General features: G+C 68.2%; 13 protein-coding genes. 6 read left to right on the forward strand and 7 right to left on the reverse strand.

All coding sequences use genetic code 11. The features are described 5' to 3' along the window. Positions 1-215: 215 nt before the first annotated feature. Positions 216-2,561, reverse strand: coding sequence for a TonB-dependent receptor (locus U1872_RS05800; RefSeq protein WP_332791945.1), 2,346 nt, complete (start codon positions 2,559-2,561; stop codon positions 216-218). Positions 2,562-2,934: 373 nt separating this feature from the next. Between U1872_RS05800 and U1872_RS05805 the strand changes: the two genes are divergently transcribed. Together U1872_RS05805 and lexA are read left to right on the forward strand one after the other, a co-directional pair. Next, positions 2,935-4,131 carry a molybdopterin molybdotransferase MoeA gene (locus U1872_RS05805; RefSeq protein ID WP_332791946.1) on the forward strand — a complete coding sequence of 399 codons (1,197 nt, stop codon included), beginning with the start codon at positions 2,935-2,937 and terminating at the stop codon, positions 4,129-4,131. Positions 4,132-4,201: 70 nt separating this feature from the next. Next, positions 4,202-4,879 (forward strand): transcriptional repressor LexA, encoded by a 678-nt coding sequence (lexA, locus tag U1872_RS05810; RefSeq protein WP_332791947.1) that lies wholly within the window; start codon positions 4,202-4,204, stop codon positions 4,877-4,879. Positions 4,880-4,989: 110 nt separating this feature from the next. On the opposite strand, the gene U1872_RS05815 is transcribed toward lexA, so the two are convergent. After that, positions 4,990-7,248, reverse strand: coding sequence for a ComEC/Rec2 family competence protein (locus U1872_RS05815; RefSeq protein ID WP_332791948.1), 2,259 nt, complete (start codon positions 7,246-7,248; stop codon positions 4,990-4,992). 28 nt (positions 7,249-7,276) lie between these two features. On the opposite strand from U1872_RS05815, the gene gltX reads away from it, so the two are divergent. From gltX to U1872_RS05830, 3 genes are read left to right on the forward strand one after another with little or no spacing between them, the layout of a single operon-like run. Continuing rightward, on the forward strand, positions 7,277-8,731 hold the full coding sequence (gltX, locus tag U1872_RS05820) for a glutamate--tRNA ligase (RefSeq protein WP_332791949.1): 1,455 nt from the start codon (positions 7,277-7,279) through the stop codon (positions 8,729-8,731). Between the two features lie 33 nt (positions 8,732-8,764). Continuing rightward, on the forward strand, positions 8,765-10,051 hold the full coding sequence (locus U1872_RS05825; RefSeq protein WP_332791950.1) for a citrate synthase: 1,287 nt from the start codon (positions 8,765-8,767) through the stop codon (positions 10,049-10,051). After that, on the forward strand, positions 10,048-10,242 hold the full coding sequence (locus tag U1872_RS05830; protein WP_332791951.1) for a hypothetical protein: 195 nt from the start codon (positions 10,048-10,050) through the stop codon (positions 10,240-10,242). Before U1872_RS05825 ends, U1872_RS05830 begins: the two co-directional genes overlap by 4 nt. Positions 10,243-10,359: 117 nt before the next feature. On the opposite strand, the gene U1872_RS05835 is transcribed toward U1872_RS05830, so the two are convergent. Genes U1872_RS05835 through U1872_RS05850 form a run of 4 tightly spaced genes read right to left on the reverse strand, consistent with a single transcriptional unit; the run spans position 10,360 to position 14,376 of the window. After that, positions 10,360-11,730: a sensor histidine kinase gene (locus U1872_RS05835; protein ID WP_332791952.1), complete on the reverse strand. Its 1,371-nt coding sequence runs from the start codon at positions 11,728-11,730 to the stop codon at positions 10,360-10,362. Then, complete coding sequence (locus U1872_RS05840) at positions 11,727-12,836, reverse strand: DUF2336 domain-containing protein (protein ID WP_332791953.1); 1,110 nt, start codon at positions 12,834-12,836, stop codon at positions 11,727-11,729. The genes U1872_RS05835 and U1872_RS05840 overlap by 4 nt, the downstream gene beginning before the upstream one ends. Before the next feature lie 35 nt (positions 12,837-12,871). Then, a complete protein-coding gene (locus U1872_RS05845) occupies positions 12,872-14,032 on the reverse strand; it encodes a hypothetical protein (protein WP_332791954.1) in 1,161 nt (386 codons plus the stop codon). Positions 14,033-14,082: 50 nt separating this feature from the next. Continuing rightward, complete coding sequence (locus U1872_RS05850) at positions 14,083-14,376, reverse strand: Hpt domain-containing protein (RefSeq protein WP_332792766.1); 294 nt, start codon at positions 14,374-14,376, stop codon at positions 14,083-14,085. A gap of 162 nt (positions 14,377-14,538) precedes the next feature. On the opposite strand from U1872_RS05850, the gene U1872_RS05855 reads away from it, so the two are divergent. Then, a complete protein-coding gene (locus tag U1872_RS05855) occupies positions 14,539-16,782 on the forward strand; it encodes a hypothetical protein (RefSeq protein ID WP_332791955.1) in 2,244 nt (747 codons plus the stop codon). Positions 16,783-16,996: 214 nt separating this feature from the next. Here U1872_RS05855 and U1872_RS05860 read toward each other — a convergent pair whose 3' ends face one another. Further along, complete coding sequence (locus U1872_RS05860; protein WP_332791956.1) at positions 16,997-17,410, reverse strand: Hpt domain-containing protein; 414 nt, start codon at positions 17,408-17,410, stop codon at positions 16,997-16,999. Positions 17,411-17,424 lie beyond the last annotated feature (14 nt).

Genomic DNA, 17,424 nt, shown 5'->3' on the forward strand with positions numbered 1-17,424 from the left:
CCTAGAATTCGCGAACGGGGGCTGATCACCCCTTATCCTCTCCCGCAAGCGGGAGAGGCAACGCAGACTTGGTCCGCCTTCTTTAGGCGGGCCTAGTCGTAGTCGGTGAGGGCCTTCTTTTTATCGGCCGAAGCAGAAGAAGAAGCAGAAGACCCTCACCCAACCCTCACCCATGAAGAATGGGAGAGGGCTTGGGGGGTCGAAGGCGCTCTGCCTCAGAACTTGCCGCTGAGCGACACGCCGATGATCCGTGGATCGTTGAACACTGCGGCGTTGTAATTGTCGAGCACGCCCTTGAGGTTCTTCTCGTTGGTCACGTTGCGCGAGAAGACGGCGAGCTCATACTTGCCGTCGGGCGCGGTGTAGCCCGCCTTGACGCCCGCCTCGAACGTGCCGTCCGAGGTATACTCGACCGTCTTGTACGGCACGAAGCTGGTATAGCCCTGCAGCGTCACGTCCCCGCCGACGAACAGCGCGCCGCCGTTGCCGAGGCGGAAGTCGTAGCGGGCATTGGCGTCGAGCTGATACTTCGGCGCATTCGGCAGTGCGTTGCCGTTGATCTGCGCGAGCACGGCGGTGGTCGTACCGGCGCCGTTACGGACATTGAGCGTTGGGTTGAGCACGGTGCAGGTCACTGCGCCGTTGAGGAAGCACGCCGGGGTATAGACGCGCGTGTCGTTGATCTCGGTGTGCAGCACGCTGCCACCCAGACCCAGCGTGAAGTCGCGCACCGGGCGCCACGTCAGTTCGGCCTCGCCGCCCCACGCCTGCGCCTGGTTGGCGTTGAACAGCAGGCCGTTGTTGTTGGCGTCGTTGCCGTTCAGCTGGATGTTGTGGACCTTGTAGTAGAAGCCCGTCGCGTTGAAGCGCAGCGTGTTGCCGAACAGGTTCGACTTGAAGCCGGCTTCATACGACGTGATCGTCTCCGAGGTCGCCGTCACGAACGCCGAGCTGAACACCGCGTTGCGGCCCTGGATCGTCGGCCCGCGGAAGCCGTGCGAGACGCGCGCGAACACGTTGACGTTGGGGTCGACCGCATAGTTCAGGCTGCCCTCCCAGCTCGGCTGCGTGTCGGCGAGGCGAACATAGGTCGCCGCGGTCGCCGGGAATGTCGAGACACCGGCTGCGGTGCGCGGCGGGGTGACCAGGCGCGTGGTCTTCTCGTCATACGTCACGCGCACGCCGCCGGTCAGCGTCAGCTTGGGGAGCAGCTCGTAGCTCGCCTGGCCGAAGCCCGCATAAGAGGTGTTCTTGTTGCGCAGGACGACGAAGTTGTTCGGGTTGGGTGCCGTGCCGAACGAATTGTTGAGCAGGAACACGCCGCGCTGGGCGAACTCGGTGATGTCGCGCGATTCGAAGTAGATGCCGCCGATCTGCCACTTGAAGCGACCATTGCCGTTGCTGGCCAGCCGGACTTCCTCGCTCAGCTGGTCGAGGTCGCGGACGCGGCCCTGGCTCTGCGCGGTGTAGCGGATGCCGGCATAGTTGGCGCCGACGCCGCCGTCGGTGTCGCCGCGGCTGTAGCCTGCGGTCGTCTCATAGGCGGTGATCGAGGTCAGCGTGACGCCGCCGAAATCGTTCTTGGCGTTGAACGAGGTACCGTAGGTCTTGTACGCCTGCGGGTTGTTGTTGCCTTCGTCGAGGCCGACGCTGGCGCGCGGTGCGGCGCTGACGTCGTTGGTGCCGCGCGTGATCGCACCGCGATGGAAGATCGACGAGGTGCCGCTGTAATCGCGCGCATGCGCCGAGAGCAGGCCGGTGAAGCCGGTGTCGGGCGGAGTCAGCATCAGCTGAACGCGGATGTCCTTCTCCTCGAACCCGCCGAGCTTGTCCTTGCCGCCGACGGTGCCGTCGTCGCTGACGCCGTTGAAGGTGTTGTCGATCCAATTGTCGCGACGCTGATACAGGCCCGACACGCGGAAGCTCAGCACGTCCTTGACGATCGGGCCGCCGACGCCGGCATCGACGCTGACGGTGTTGTACGTGCCATAGGATGCAGTCGCGCGGCCGGTGAACTCGTTGGTCGGGCGATTGGTGTCGAACTTGATGATGCCGGCAGTGGTGTTGCGGCCGAACAGCGTGCCCTGCGGCCCGCGCAGCACTTCGATCTGGTTGACGTCATAGACCGGGTTCGACTTGAGCACGACATGCTCGAGCACGACGTCGTCCTGGATGATCGACACGGGCTGCGATGCGCCGAGGTAGAAATCGACGTTGCCGAGGCCGCGGATGTAGAAGCGCGGGAAGATCTTGCCGGTGGTCGTCTCGGCGTAGAGGCCGGGGACGCGGTTGGCGAGTTCGAGCAGCGTGTCGCTGCCGCCCGAGGTGTAGGTGCGCAGGTCGGCACCCGACAGCACGCCGACCGAAACCGGGACTTTCTGCAGGTTCTCGCTGCGGCGCTGCGCCGTCACCACGATGTCGCCGAGCGAGTCGCCCTCTGCCGGTGCTGCGACGCTCGTGGCAGCGGGCACGTCCTGCGCCTGCGCGACGCTGGCGCTCGCAACGGCGGCGAAGGCGGTTCCGACCAGCAAGGCGGATTTGACGACGAGCGACTTGGACATGCGATTCCCTTTGATGTTGGATGTTCTGCGGACATCGAAAAGCGAGCGCGCCGATCCGTTGCGGACCTTGCGCGCGATGGGGCGAGCGATCTTCAGCGTGGTAAAGTCTGCCCCCAGCCGCGCCGCTAGGCCGGAGGTATGACATTTTCATGACAGCGCGCCATCGCCAGCAACATTGTCTGCGACCTGTGGTTTTTTAGTCGCGGCGGGTCTTTCCGCACCGAAGCCCGGCTGCGTTCGCTTCGGCAGGCCGATTAGGCGGCGACGCTAGGCCGAGCGCCGCGGCCTTTGCCCGTTTGACAGTCAGGCGCAGTCGCCGCATCCGCCGCTGACGCCCGTGCAACGCTTTGCACGGTGCCGCATTAGGACGCTCATGCCCGATCCGATCCGCCCGCCGCTGCTCTCCGTTCCCGACGCCCAGGCGCGGCTGTTCGCGCTGGGATCCGCGCCTGCAACCGAAGATGCCCCGCTCGCCGCCGCGGCCGGGCGCTGGGCGGCGGCCGACATCGTAGCGCTACGGACCCAGCCCGCCACCGCCGTCTCGGCGATGGATGGCTATGCGGTCCGCTTCGATGATCTGCCAGGCCCGCTCGCGCTGATCGGCGAGAGCGCGGCGGGGCATGCTTTCAGCGGACATGTCGGTACCGGGGAGACGGTCCGAATCTTCACCGGCGCGGCGATGCCATCGGGCGCCGACAGCGTGCTGGTGCAGGAAGAGGCGGTGCGTGACGGTGCTGTCGTCCGGCTAACGGGGACGGGCCCGGTGCGCGGCGGCAACGTCCGCCGCCAGGGGCTCGATTTCAGCAGCGGCGATCTGCTGGTGGCGAAGGGCGAGCGGCTGACGGCCGCGCGGATCGCGCTGGCCGCGACCGCCGGGCACGGTGCCGTGAAGGTCGCTCGACGGCTGCGGGTCGCGATCGTGGCGAGCGGCGACGAGCTGGTCGCACCGGGCGCGGCGCTCACCGACGGCGGGTTGCCGGAATCGAATGGCGCGATGCTCGCGGCGCTTCTCGCCGACCTGCCCATCGCGCTGATCGAGCTCGGCATCCTGCCTGACCGGCTCGACGTGATCACGGATGCCTTCGCGCGTGTCGACGCCGATATACTGGTGACGACCGGCGGTGCTTCGGTCGGCGATCATGATCTGATCCGTCCGGCGCTCGCCGCCGCGGGCGGAAGTCTCGACTTCTGGCGAATCGCGCTGCGGCCCGGCAAGCCGATGCTCGCCGGTCGACTGCGCGACACGATCGTGCTGGGCCTCCCCGGCAATCCCGTCTCGGCGTTCGTTACCGCGATCCTGTTCCTGCGTCCGCTCATCGCCCATCTGAGTGGCGCGGCCGATCCCGCACCGCGCCGTTTCCTCGCGACGCTCGGCGAACCGCTCCCCGCCAACGACCATCGCCAGGACTATCTGCGGGCCGAAACCCGCGCCGGTCGCGTCCATTCGGCGGCGCGTCAGGATTCGTCGATGCTGGCCACATTGGCCCGCTCCGACTGCCTGATCGTCCGCGCGCCGCATGCTCCTGCGGCGCAAGCCGGCGACTCGGTGGAAATCCTCGCCCTCGGCTGAGCGGCGTGCTTGACGGGCGATTTTTCGTTCCGTATAGGTTCGTCGTCTGTTCCGACGAAAGGGCGCCGCGATGCTTACCCGCAAGCAGCATGAGCTGATCTGCTTCATCAACGACCGGCTCGACGAGACCGGGGTTTCGCCGTCCTTCGAGGAAATGAAGGAAGCGCTCGATCTCAAATCGAAGTCAGGGGTACACCGCCTGATTAGCGCGCTCGAGGAACGCCAGTTCATCCGCCGTCTGCCCAACCGCGCCCGCGCGCTCGAAGTGCTCAAGATGCCCGAGCGAGGCACCAAGCCTGCAGGCAAGGCGGCCGCACCGAGCCCGGTTGCAAGCAACGTTCGCCACGTTCCCGAACCCGCCAACGACGTGATCGAGATCCCGCTGCACGGCCGGATCGCCGCCGGCGTGCCGATCGAGGCATTCGAGGGCGCATCAATGCTCGCCGTCCCCGCCGCGCTGCTCGGCAGCGGCGAACATTATGCGCTCGAAGTGTCGGGCGATTCGATGGTCGAGGCCGGGATCCTCGATGGCGATTACGCGCTGATCAAACGCCAGGACATCGCGCGCGACGGCGAGATTGTCGTGGCGCTGATCGAGGAGAGCGAGGCCACGCTCAAATTCTTCCGCCGCGAAGGCGCGATGGTGCGGCTCGATCCGGCGAACCGCGCCTATGATCCGCAGCGCTATGCCCCCGCGCAAGTCCGGGTGCAGGGCAAGCTGGCCGGTATCCTGCGACGCTACGACTGAACCTCGCACAGCGGGACGCGAGACCGCGTTGGCCTAGGCCATCGTTGGTCGCGCGCATCCTGACCCGGTTCGTCTGCCGGCGCCTGCAGGTCGCGATCGCAGCCCATTCGTCAGTGCGCCTGCCGCGTATTCCCACGTCGTCTCCACCGTGGTGCTCGGCGGACCACCCCGGCATCAGTCGCCGCGATCCACGGATGGCGGTCGCCCGCGTGGCGCACGGTCCGCACCGAGCGCGACGGGAACGCAATAGCGATGCCGCCCGTGCGCGCCAACGTCGGCCGATCGAGCCTCAGCCAGTGCGGCGCGCACCGCCGCGGCAACCGCCGCTCGCTGATCACGATGTCGGCCTCCGCGCAGGCCGCGACGAGATCGGCGGTGGGAACGAGATAGCCGCTTCGCGTCGCAAGCACGCGCCACTGCCGCCCGCCAGCCATCCGCGTCATCAGGCACAGATCGCGGCTGCAGCGGGCGTCTCGCTGCTCGGACAGCAATACCGGCAAGTCCGTAATCCCGCCATTTTCCGCCATCGTGTCGGCGGTGTAGTCGCCGGTCCGGTCGCGCAGCAGCGCCAACCCGCCATCGGCGGTTCGGATTGCGACATGCCGTCCATCGCCGGTGACGAGAAGGTCGGGCGGCGGGGTCGCGAGCGCCCACGCGGCCCCGATCAGCAACGGTAGAGCCCCCAAGCGCCGCCATTGCGTGCGCCACAATGCGATCCACAACCCACCCGCGACCATCACGCCATAGGCCCCGGCCGGCATCGCGGGCAACGGCGCGACCGAGCCCGGGATCGCCGCGGTCGCATGCGCGATCCACAACAGCAGATCGAGCGAGCGCGCCGTCAGCCACCAGAAGGGCGCCCCCGCGCCGACCGCGTCGAAAAGCAGCGCCAGCGCCTCGAGCGGCATCGTCACGAAGGTCGTGAGCGGGATGGCCACTATATTGGCAATCGCGCCGTAAAGCCCGGCCTTGTGGAAATGGAACAGCGAGATCGGCACCAGCGCCAGTTCGACCACGATCCCCGTCAGCAGGAGCGAGGCGAACGCGCGGGCGCCCGCAGCGAGCCGGCTTTGCTCGCGCGGGCCGAACCAGTCGCGGACCCGCGGATGCTCATGCAACGCGACGATCGCGGCAACCGCGGCAAACGACAGCTGGAAGCTCGGCCCGCCCAGCGCCTCTGGAAAGAGCAGCAGGACGATCGTCGCCCCCGCCGCGACCAATCGCAGCGTCAGCGCCTCGCGCCCGAGCGCCAGCGCGACCAGCACCAGCAGCGCCGCGACGCACGAGCGGATCGTTGGCACGGCGGCCCCGGTCAGCAAGGTATAGCCGATCGCCGCCAGCGCCCCCGCCGCCGCCGCGATCAACGGCACGCGCATCCGCAGCGCCAGCCACGGGCTGAGCGCGAGGAGTCGACTGACCAGCAGCATGACCGCCCCGACCGCTGCAGTGATGTGCAACCCGCTGACCGACAGCAGATGCGCGAGCCCCGACCGCCGCATCGCATCGCTATCGGCAAGCGGAATGCTGCCCTGGTCGCCCGTCACCAACGCGGCGGCGATCCCGCCCGCGCCGCCGCCGCCGACGCTTGTCTGGATATGCTGCGACAGCCGCATCCGCAGTCCACCGCCGGTCGTGGCAGACCCAGCCACGATCGCGATTGGTCCGAAACCCCGCCCCGTCGCGCCGATCCCGTCGAACCAAGCGGTCCGCGCATAGTCGTAAGCTCCCGGCACCGCCGCCGTCGGCGGCGGCATCAATCGCGCGGAAAGCCGCAACGTCGCGCCGGAGGCGAGGCCCACGGGCACATCGAGCGTCGCCAGATTGACGCGGACGCGTGGCGGCAGCACCGGCAGCGCGCGCCTGCGTCCGTTCGGCGCAGCCTCCGCGACTACGCGCAGCGGCGCCAGTTGCACGCGCACCAGATCGCGCATCGACAATGGCTCGACGCGCTCGACGCGGGCAAGGAAGGTCACGATCGCCGGTTCGCGCAGCACCGGATGCGCGACGCGCTCGGCTCGCAGCCAGATCAGCCCGATCCCCAACGCCACCGCGACGCCACCGACCGCGACGACCCTCGCCGCGCGCCCACCGCGCCCGAGCGCAACCGCCAGCAGCGCGATCGCCAGCGCCCCGAGCGCCACGGCGGCCCATGCGGAGGAATCGGGCAGCAGGAACCACAAGGCGACGCCCGCCCCCAGCGCGACCGGCAGCCAGAGCACCAGTTGATCGCGCTCGGCGTCGAGCCATCTTTCGAATTGCCCCCCACTCTGCGCTGCCAGTCTCGCGCAGTCGCGTAACGCCCCCCGGATCGCGCCGATTTGAAGCGCGGGAAGGTGCGTGCTAGAGGCGCTCAAGGCTGATCCGGCCATCCAATCTCTAGTCTGGGAGCATGCGCGATTGAGCGCAATATCTGACCCCGCCGCGGCCCCCGCCGCCGGCGCATCCGACACCAAGGTCGTAACCCGGTTCGCGCCTTCGCCGACCGGGTTTCTGCACATCGGCGGTGCGCGCACCGCTTTGTTCAACTGGCTTTACGCCCGCCACCATGGCGGCCAATTCCTGCTGCGAATCGAGGATACCGATCGCGCGCGCTCGACCCAGCCGGCGATCGATGCGATTCTCACCTCGCTCAGTTGGCTCGGGCTCGATTGGGACGGCGACGCGGTTTTCCAATCCGCGCGGGCCGAGCGCCACGCCGCCGTCGCGCATCAGATGGTCGAGCATGGCCACGCCTATCGCTGCTATCTGACGCAGGACGAGCTCGCCGCAATGCGGGCCGCCGCGGACGCAGCGAAGAAGCCGCTGCGGGTGCGCAGCCCCTATCGCGACATCGATTCGTCGGACGAAAACCGCCCGTTCGTCGTCCGCCTCAAGGCACCGCTCGATGGCGCGACGACGATCGAGGATCGCGTCCAGGGTTCGGTGACGGTCCAGAATGCCGAGCTCGACGATCTCGTCCTGCTGCGCTCGGACGGAACGCCGACCTATATGCTCGCGGTGGTGGTCGACGATCACGACATGGGCGTCACCCATGTGATTCGTGGCGACGACCATCTCAACAACGCCTTTCGCCAGCTTCCGATCATCCGCGCGATGAACAGCATCGAGGGTGGCTGGCCCGACCCAGTCTATGCGCACATCCCGCTGATCCACGGATCGGACGGCGCCAAGCTGTCGAAGCGCCATGGCGCGGTCGGTGTCGAATATTATCGCGATGAGCTCGGCGTGCTGCCCGAAGCGCTCGACAATTATCTGCTTCGGCTGGGCTGGGGCCATGGTGACGACGAGGTGATCAGCCGCGAACAGGCGATCGCGTGGTTCGAGCTTGACGGTGTCGGGAAATCACCATCGCGGTTCGATCTGAAGAAACTCGACAACCTTAACGGCCAATATATCCGGCAGGCGGACGATGCCCGACTTGCCGAGCTGATCACCCCGCGGCTCGATTTCGAACCTACCGTCCGGCAGGCCGATGTCCTGCGTCGCAGCATGGCCTCGCTCAAGCCGCGGGCTGCCAACCTTAACGAACTGGCGGCGGGCACAGCCTTTCTTTTCCACGTCCGGCCGTTGGAAATGCACGCCGAGGTGACGGCGCTGCTGGGCCCGGATGCGCGGGCGTTACTCGCTCAGCTTCACGTCGCGCTTGACGCAACCGAAAGCTGGGATACGGAGACGCTCGAAGCTGCGGTCCGGCAGGTCGCCGAGACCGCGGGGGTCAAGCTCGGTCAGGTTGCGCAGCCGCTGCGCGCCGCATTGACCGGGCGCAAGACCTCGCCCGGAATCTTCGATGTGCTCGATCTGCTCGGGCGCGACGAGAGTCTGGGGCGGATCGCCGACCAGATGACCGCTTGAAGCGGCTTTCTAGAGATTTCGAAAGGACGACCGATGACTGACCCCGTCAAGCTGAACGCCGCAGGCAAGGACCTCGAAATGAAGGTCCTGTCGGGCAGCGTCGGTCCCGATGTGATCGATATCCGCAAGCTCTACGCCCAGACCGGCATGTTCACCTACGATCCGGGCTTTACCTCGACCGCATCGTGCGACTCGGCGATCACCTATATCGACGGTGACGAGGGCGTGCTGCTCCACCGCGGTTATCCGATCGGCCAGCTCGCCGAGCAGTCGACCTTCATGGAGGTCTGCCACCTCCTCCTCAACGGCGAGCTGCCGACCAAGGACGAGCTCGACAAGTTCAGCTACACGATCAGCCGCCACACGATGCTGCACGAGCAGCTCGCGACCTTCTACCGCGGCTTCCGTCGTGACGCGCATCCGATGGCGATCATGTGCGGCGTCGTCGGCGCGCTCTCGGCCTTCTACCAGGATTCGGCCGACATCACCGATCCGCAGCAGCGCATGATCGCGAGCCATCGCCTCATCGCCAAGATGCCGACGATCGCCGCGATGGCGTACAAATATTCCATCGGCCAGCCGTTCATGTCGCCGAAGAACAACCTCAGCTACACCGGCAACTTCCTGCAGATGACCTTCGGCGTTCCGGCCGAGGAATATGTCGTGAACCCCGTCGTCGAGAAGGCGATGGACCGCATCTTCATCCTCCACGCCGACCACGAGCAGAACGCGTCGACTTCGACCGTGCGTCTCGCAGGCTCGTCGGGCGCAAACCCGTTCGCGTGCATCGCGGCGGGCATCGCCTGCCTGTGGGGCCCGGCGCATGGCGGCGCCAATGAAGCGGCGCTCAACATGCTGCGCGAGATCGGTACCGTCGACCGCATCCCCGAGTACATCGCGCGCGCCAAGGACAAGAACGATCCGTTCCGCCTGATGGGCTTCGGTCACCGCGTCTACAAGAATTACGATCCCCGCGCGACCGTGATGCAGCAGACCGTGCGCGAAGTGCTCGGCGAGCTCGGCGTGACCGATCCGGTGTTCGACGTCGCGATCGCGCTCGAGGAAATGGCGCTGAGCGATCCATACTTCATCGAGAAGAAGCTGTTCCCGAACGTCGATTTCTATTCGGGCGTGATCCTCTCGGCGATCGGCTTCCCGACGACGATGTTCACGGCATTGTTCGCCCTCGCCCGCACCGTCGGCTGGGTCGCGCAGTGGAACGAGATGATCTCGGATCCGGAGCAGAAGATCGGCCGTCCGCGCCAGCTCTACACCGGCCCGACGCAGCGCGACTTCGTGCCGCTGGCTGACCGTAAGTGAGCGTGATCAAGGCGCTCGTCCTGGTGGCAGGCGTCTTGATCCTCGCGTTCGGCCTGCTGTTCGCAGGCCAGGGGGCCGGGCTCATCATGTGGCCGGCCTCAAGCTTCATGCTCAAGCAGGGAAGCTGGGTGCTCTATGGCGCGATCGTCGCGCTCGCCGGCGCTGGGCTGATCTGGTGGGCGCGGCGCTGAGCCACGGTTAACCGTCACTCCGGCCTTGTGCCGGGGCCCACTCCGATACGCGTACTGCCCGCGTAGAACGCGCGGCACGGTAGGCCCCGGCACAAGGCTGGGGTGACGTCAGGACGACTAAGCCGCCGGCAGCGTGAAGACGAACCGAGCCCCCTGCCCCGGCGCCGAATCGACCGTCACGTTCCCGCCCATCGCGCGCGCAAGGCGCCGGGCGATATACAGACCGAGCCCGCTGCCGCCCGCCTCACGCGGATCGACGCGCTCGAATTTGTCGAAAATCCGCGCCTGATCCTCGAGCGCAATACCCTTGCCCTGGTCGGCGACGATGATCGCGGCGAGGTTGCCCTCGCGCTCGGCGCGCACCCAGACGATCCCGTCGGCAGGTGAATAGCGCACCGCATTACCGATCAGATTGACCAGGATCTGCAGCGCCCGGCGGAATTCCCCCGTCGCGGCGAGCGTCTCGCCAAACGACGGCCGGTCGATCCGCACCTTCGAATCCGCCGCCCGCACCTGCAGCAGTCCCGCCGCGCGTCGCGCGACGTCGGCAAGGTCGAGGGCTTCCGCCGCGACGACGAAATCGGGACGTTCGATCGCCTGCAGATCGACGAGATCGTCGACCAGCCCCATCAGGTGGCGGCCCGCGCTGGCGATATCGGCGGCATAGTCGGCATAATCCTGCCGCAGCGGTCCTTCCGACTGCGCGTGAATGCTGTCGGCATTGGCGATGATCCGACCGAGCGGCGCGCGCAGCGCCAGATCGAGCCGTGCCGCGAACGCGCTGGTGGTTTGGGCCGGATCCGATACGGACGCGGCGTCGGGGGTTTCCTCCTCAACCAGCTTGGCCGCGCCAACGAAGCCGGCGAAGCCACCGCTCGCATCGGTGCGGAGTTTCGCCGAGAGCCGGACCGCCTGTCCGCTGTCGCGGATCGTCGCGGGTTGCGCATCGAAGCGCTGCTGCAACGCAAGCCCGCCGAGCATCGGAAACGCGCCGGCCTCACCTTCGCCCAGCACGAACAGGCGGGTCAACGGCTGGCCGAGCATTGCCGCGGTATCGAAACCGTGGCGGACCCCGGCGTCGACCGACAGGAAGGTGAGCCGCAGCGCGCTGTCGGTCTCCCACAGCCAGTCGGCGTCGCTGCGCACGAAGTCCGCCGCGCGATCGTCGTCGGATGCGCTCGGATACCAGGGCGCGCGACTGCGCCAGCCGGTGATCGCCAGGCGCACACCGCCGGCGTCGGGCTGCGCGCGCACCCACAGATCGAGATCGTCGTCGCCGTCCGCGGCGATCACGCCGCGCGAGACGAGGATGCCGAGCCGCTGCGCCAGCCGCGCGATCGTCGCCAGTTGCGGGACGGCGAGCGGCTGCCCGATCCCGCCGCCGGCGCGCGCGTTGAAATCCTGCAACCGCGGGTCGGCCTCGACCAGCCGCCCGTCGCGATCGAGCCGTCCGTGCACCGGCGGCAGCATCGGTTTTGTCACGTTCATCGTCCGCGTCCTAGCGCAACCATCGCCGCGCGATAATCGCGGTGCAGCAATAACGGCGCCAGGGCGTGGCGGGCCGTCACTGGGGCGACCGCGACGATCTCGTCGAGCGCGTCGGCGAACTGATCGACGTCGCGCGTCGGATCGCCCTCGCTCAACGCGAGGCCGATCCGGGCGATGGAGTCGCGATCGAGTTCCAGGGCGCGCAACAGCAGCCACAGCCGTTCGTCGCCGGGGTCGAGCACGATCTCGCGCGCATCGCCATAATCGAGCCCCAGCGCGTGCGCGAGCAAGGCGATGAACAGCGACAGTCGCCGGTCGGCGAGCGCCTCGACCAGCAGCCCGGCAAACTCGTTCGCCTGCGGGTCGAGCGCGGCGGCCAGCCGCAGCGCGACCGCCTCGAGCCGATCGCCTTCGTCATGCGCGGCAATCGCGCGCATCGCCGCTTCGGCCAGCGCGCGATCGAGCTCGGCGAGCGCATCACCGGCGGTTTCGGCAAACCGCTCGCGCAGCGCGGCCGCGATCCACCAGACGAGGCGGTGATGGAGTTCGGCGGGCAGCTCGGTCGACACCGGTCGGTCAGGGGCCGTCGGCAGGCGGCGGCGACTTTCCGCCGACAGCAACGCCCGCGCGCGTGTCGCAACGACCGCGTCCGACGCACCGATCAGCCGCGGCAACAGGCTCGCGCGATCGGGATCGTCGGGCGCTTCGCTTGGCAGCGCTTCGGCGAGCAGATCCTGCCGGACGCGGCCGAACAGTTCGCGCATCAGTTCGGGATCGCGCACCAAACCCGCGCCGACCAGCCGCGGCAGCAGCATTGTCGCCTCGGCCTTGATCGCATCCGCGAGCGGCACCGCCCCACGCGCCGCAAGCAGCCGCGCGGCATGCCCGCGCACCGCCGCTTCGATGCTGCGCGCCAAATCGGCGAAAACCGCCGTCATCGCGAGTCGCGTGCGGTCGTCGAGTCGGGCTGCGTCGCTCAAATAGAAATCGTCGATCGCCACGCGCAGCCGCGCATCGGCACGCATATCCGCGGCCGCTGCCCGGTCGAGCAACGCCTCGGCGCCGCCGTGGGCGCCCTCATCCGTGTCACGACGGGTAATCGACATGAACCAGCGTCTACGGCGTTGTCGTTAAAGCCAAGCTAAGGCTTTTCACGAAACCCCTCAATTGCCGCAGAAAGAGTCGCCGCGGCATAGAGCCCGGCCAGCGCGAGCCCGAGCAGCGGCTGGCCGGCGACCAGCAGCACCAACAGTACGGCCGGATAGGCCGCCGGGCTCGCCCACCAGCGGCGCTGGCGCGACGGCGCCGCCGCGCGCTCGAGCAAGGTCGCGACGATCAGCAATGCGACCGCCAGGATAGCCCCCGCCGGCTGCGCCGCGCCGAAGCCGACGAGTAGGCTGGCGATCGCCGCCAGCGCTGGCCCGGCGTGCTCGGCGACCCGCGCCAGGCCGGCCTCGTCGCGTACCCACGCCAGCGCCTTGGCGATTCCGGCGACGACGATCGCGACGCACGCCATCACCATCCCGATCGCGGGGCGGCCGGCGTACAGCGTGATGCAGCCCGCCAGCGCCAGCACTGCCGAGCCGGCCAGCACGCCGACAGTGGCAACCCCGCGCGCCATCAGCGGTGGCAGCGCGAGCCGCACCAGCGGCGCGATCAGGAATCGCTCGGCCCAGCGCAGCGGCGTCGCGACGAGCGCCGCGACCGTGCCGTTGCCGCGCCGCGCGAGGGCGTGCGTGCCGCGCTCGATGCTATGGCTGGTCGCCATCTGTGGGTCGAGATGGACGTGTTCGGCGCCGGCCTGCGCCGCGACGCGCAACAGCGTCGACTGAAAATCATAATCGCGCGGCAAGGCCGCCACCTCGGCGATGCGCTTGCCGTCGATCAGCGCGAGCCCGGCCCAGGCGGTCGCGACCCCGACACGCTCGTAGCGCGGATCGCCTTCATCGGTGACAAGCAACGTGTCATGCGGCGTCGCGGCGATCGCGTGGACGATGTCCCCGGTCGTCACCACGCTGTCTGCGACGACCAGCACGCGCGCCAGCGGATGCAATTTCTCGACGGTCTCGGCGGCGGTCCGCACCGCGTCGACCGAGACGCCACGCCGCCCGATCCGGCTGATCGCACCGAGCAATTCGGGGGTCATCCGCGCGACGACGAGGATGATCTGCGTCGCCCCGGCGGCGGCGAGCAGCCGCGCTTGAAACTCGATCAGCGTCAGCCCGCCGAACGGCAGCGTCGCCGCGAGCACGCCCGTGCGGTCATCGGCATCTTCGGTCGCAAAAATCAGTCCAGCCAGCATCGCGTGGCTGTTACGGGCTTAACGCGCTGAACGCAAAGCCCGTCGCGGCGTCACAGCCGCTCGACCGCGCGCCGCAGACGTCGCAGCAAGGCGGGATCCTGGGCACACACCTCGGCTGCCTCGGTCGCAATCGCCATCAACCGAACCGCGCCGAAGCTCGCTGCCAGCCCGCGGAGCCGGAATGCCGCCGCGCGCCACGCCGCATCACCCTGTGCCGCCTCCAGCACGCTTAGCCCGCGTTTGACGCTCTCGATAAAGGCCTCGCGCAATTCGGCAATCAGCGCAGGCTCGTCGCCCACTGCTGCAGCCAATGTTGCATCGATTGCACCGGGATCATACGCCATGGGTATATTCATACCCAATAAAGCCTTAAGCTAAGGTTTCGCTATTCGCTTTGCGGGTGGCACAATCATGGTAAACGGATTGGTATGAACGGGGGTTCGCGTATCATCGACTTGCGGCCGCATGGCGCCGCACCAGCGGGGAGCGGCCCAGCGGACGACGCTGTGCAGCCTGCCGCCGCCACGCCTGCCTATCAGGATCCGACCGCGCTGGCCTTCGACCTCGACGACGATGCACCCACGGACTCGGGACGCGATTTCGGCCTGTGGTACGCTCTGCTCGGCGCGCTGGTGTCGCTGGCGTGGATCGCCACGATGGTCGCGCTGTCGTGGAGCAGTCTGGCAACGCTGACCCCGCCTGCGTTGACGAGCTTCCTTGCCAGCCTGTGCGTGCCGCCGGCGCTGATCGGGATCGGGCTGTTGCTCGCATTGCGCACAAGCCGCACCGAGGCACGGCGCTTCGGGCGCACCGCGCAGGCGATGCGCGCCGAATCCGCCAGTCTCGAACGGACCGTGGCGACGCTGGCGCATACGATCGACACGCATCGCGCCAACCTCGCCGAGCAGACCACCGCCCTGATGGCGCTCGGCGACGGTGCGGTGCTGCGCCTTGCCACCGTCGGCAGCGGACTCGCCGACCAGGTCGCCGCGGCCGATGCCCATGCCGCGACGCTCGCCACCGCCGCCGACCAGGCGCACACCCGGCTCGAAGTGCTGCTCGCCTTGCTGCCACGCGCGCATGGCGAGACCGATGCGCTGGCGCAGACGCTCAAGGCCACCGGCATCGCCGCGAGCGAACATACCGCCGCGCTCGACGCGCAACTCACCGCGCTGTCCGAACGCGGCCGCGAAGCCGACGCCGTCGCTAACGGTGCCGCGCAGAAGCTCGCCGCGCACATCACCCGGATGGAAGCGACCAGCGAAACCGCCGGCGCGCGACTCGAGCAGGTCACTGACGAGATGTCGCACGCGGTCGATGGCCTGCTCGGCCGCACCGCCGACGCGGTCGACGAAGCACGCAAGGGCATCGCCGCGCAGGGCGAGGCAATGCTGGCAATGCTCGGCACCAATCAGGCCGCGCTCGATCGGGCCGCGCGCGACAGCGCGGAGGGCCTCGCCGGCCGCATTACCGAAATCGAGACCCTGATCGACCGCGTCGCCGGCCGCCTTGGCCAACAGCGCGACCTCAGCGGCGCGATCGTCGAGGAGATCGGTCACGGCGTCGCGCGCGTTTCGGGCAGCTTCGACACGCTGCACGCGCAGGGTGTCGTGCGCACGCAGGAACTGGCTGCATCGATCAGCGCGCTCGGCGGATCGGCCGAGGCGATGACCGAAGCGCTGATGACTGGCGACACGATGGCGACCAACGCGATCAGCACGACCGAACGCCTCCTGCTCGCGCTCGACGCCGCCGCGCGCGAGATTGACGAGACGCTGCCCGACGCGCTGACCCGCCTCGACACGCGGATGGCGGCGACCCGTCGCGCAGTCGGCCAGGCCAAGCCCGAATTGCTCGCGCTCGTCACCGCAGCCGAGAGCACGCACGACGCGATCGAGGCGATCGCGCATGTCATCGCCAACCAGCGCGACACCGTCGACAAGCTCGCCGGCACGCTGCTCGACACGCTGACCGACGGCAAGGTCAAGGCCGATGCGCTCGGCCTGATGGTCGACGATACGATCGACCGCACGCACCGCTTCGCCGAGGAAGCCGCACCGCGGCTGGTCGAAGCGCTGCTGCGCGTCCGCGACAGCGCCAGCGCCGCCGCCGATCGTGCGCGCGAGACGCTGGCGACGGTTATTCCCGAGGCGGCGCACGCACTCGAGGAAGAAAGCGCCGCCGCGCTCGAGCGCGCGACCAGCGGCGCGGTCGATCGCCACCTTGCGAGCATCGGCGAGGCGGCCGAGGCGGCTGCCGACGCCGCCGCGCGCGCATCGGAACGGCTCACCCGGCAGATGCTCGCGATCGCGGATTCGACCGCGCTGGTCGAGACGCGGTTGCAGGAAGCGCGCGAGGACCGCGACAAGGCCGACCAGGACACCCTCACGCGGCGCGTGTCATTGCTGATCGAATCGCTCAATTCGGCGTCGATCGACATCGCCAAGGCCTTCTCGACCGATGTTTCGGACAGCGCATGGTCGGCCTATCTCAAGGGCGATCGCGGCGTGTTCACGCGGCGCGCAGTGCGCCTGATCGAAGCCGGCGAGGCCCGCGAGATTGCGCGGCTGCACGACGAGGACCCGGCCTTCCGCGAGCAGGTCAATCGCTACATCCACGATTTCGAGGCGATGCTCCGCGCGATCCTGTCGCAGCGCGACGGCTCGCCGCTCGGGGTCACCGTGCTGTCGTCGGACATGGGCAAATTGTACGTCGCGCTCGCCCAGGCGATCGAGCGGCTGCGCGCGTAACGCGGGACGGCGGTGGCGGGAGATGCCCCTGCCGTTCGAACGCTCGGACGTTTTGTAGCCGCTTTCAGCGCACACCGTTCGCCCTGAGCCTGTCGAAGGGCACGTCTCGGCGAGCGATCAGACCGCGTGTTGAGATCAGGGCTTCGACAAGCTCAGCCCGAACGGATGTAGGTAACACTGCTAGAATCAATCCCAACCCTAGCGGGCCTCGACCCTATCCGACGCGTCGCCCGAACTGCGGACGGCGTTCGACCAGCGGGTTCGATTCGCGGTCGAGCTTGGCCAGCGTCGCCTCGAACAGCGGTCGCAACGCGACGACATCGCTGAGCGCCTGATCGGGCGTATCGTGATTTTCCAGGCAGTCGCGCGCGATCATTTCGATCCGCTCCGCCAGTACCCCGAGCGGCTCGGCGCCAAACTGCAGCGCTTCGCCCTTGAGCGTGTGCGCGGGGATCACCATCGCCGCGGCATTCTGCGCCCGCATCGCCGCTTCGATCGCGCCGACCGACTTGACCCCATCCTCACGGAAATAGCCGAGGATGCGGACGAAACCCGCGCCGAGCTCGGCACGCGCACGCGCGAACACTTCCCGGTCGATCAGAGTCTTATCGTCGAGCGACACCGTCATCTCCTCGATCGGAC

Origin of the sequence: Parasphingomonas frigoris (assembly GCF_036663815.1) — a bacterium.
Taxonomy (GTDB): domain Bacteria; phylum Pseudomonadota; class Alphaproteobacteria; order Sphingomonadales; family Sphingomonadaceae; genus Sphingomonas.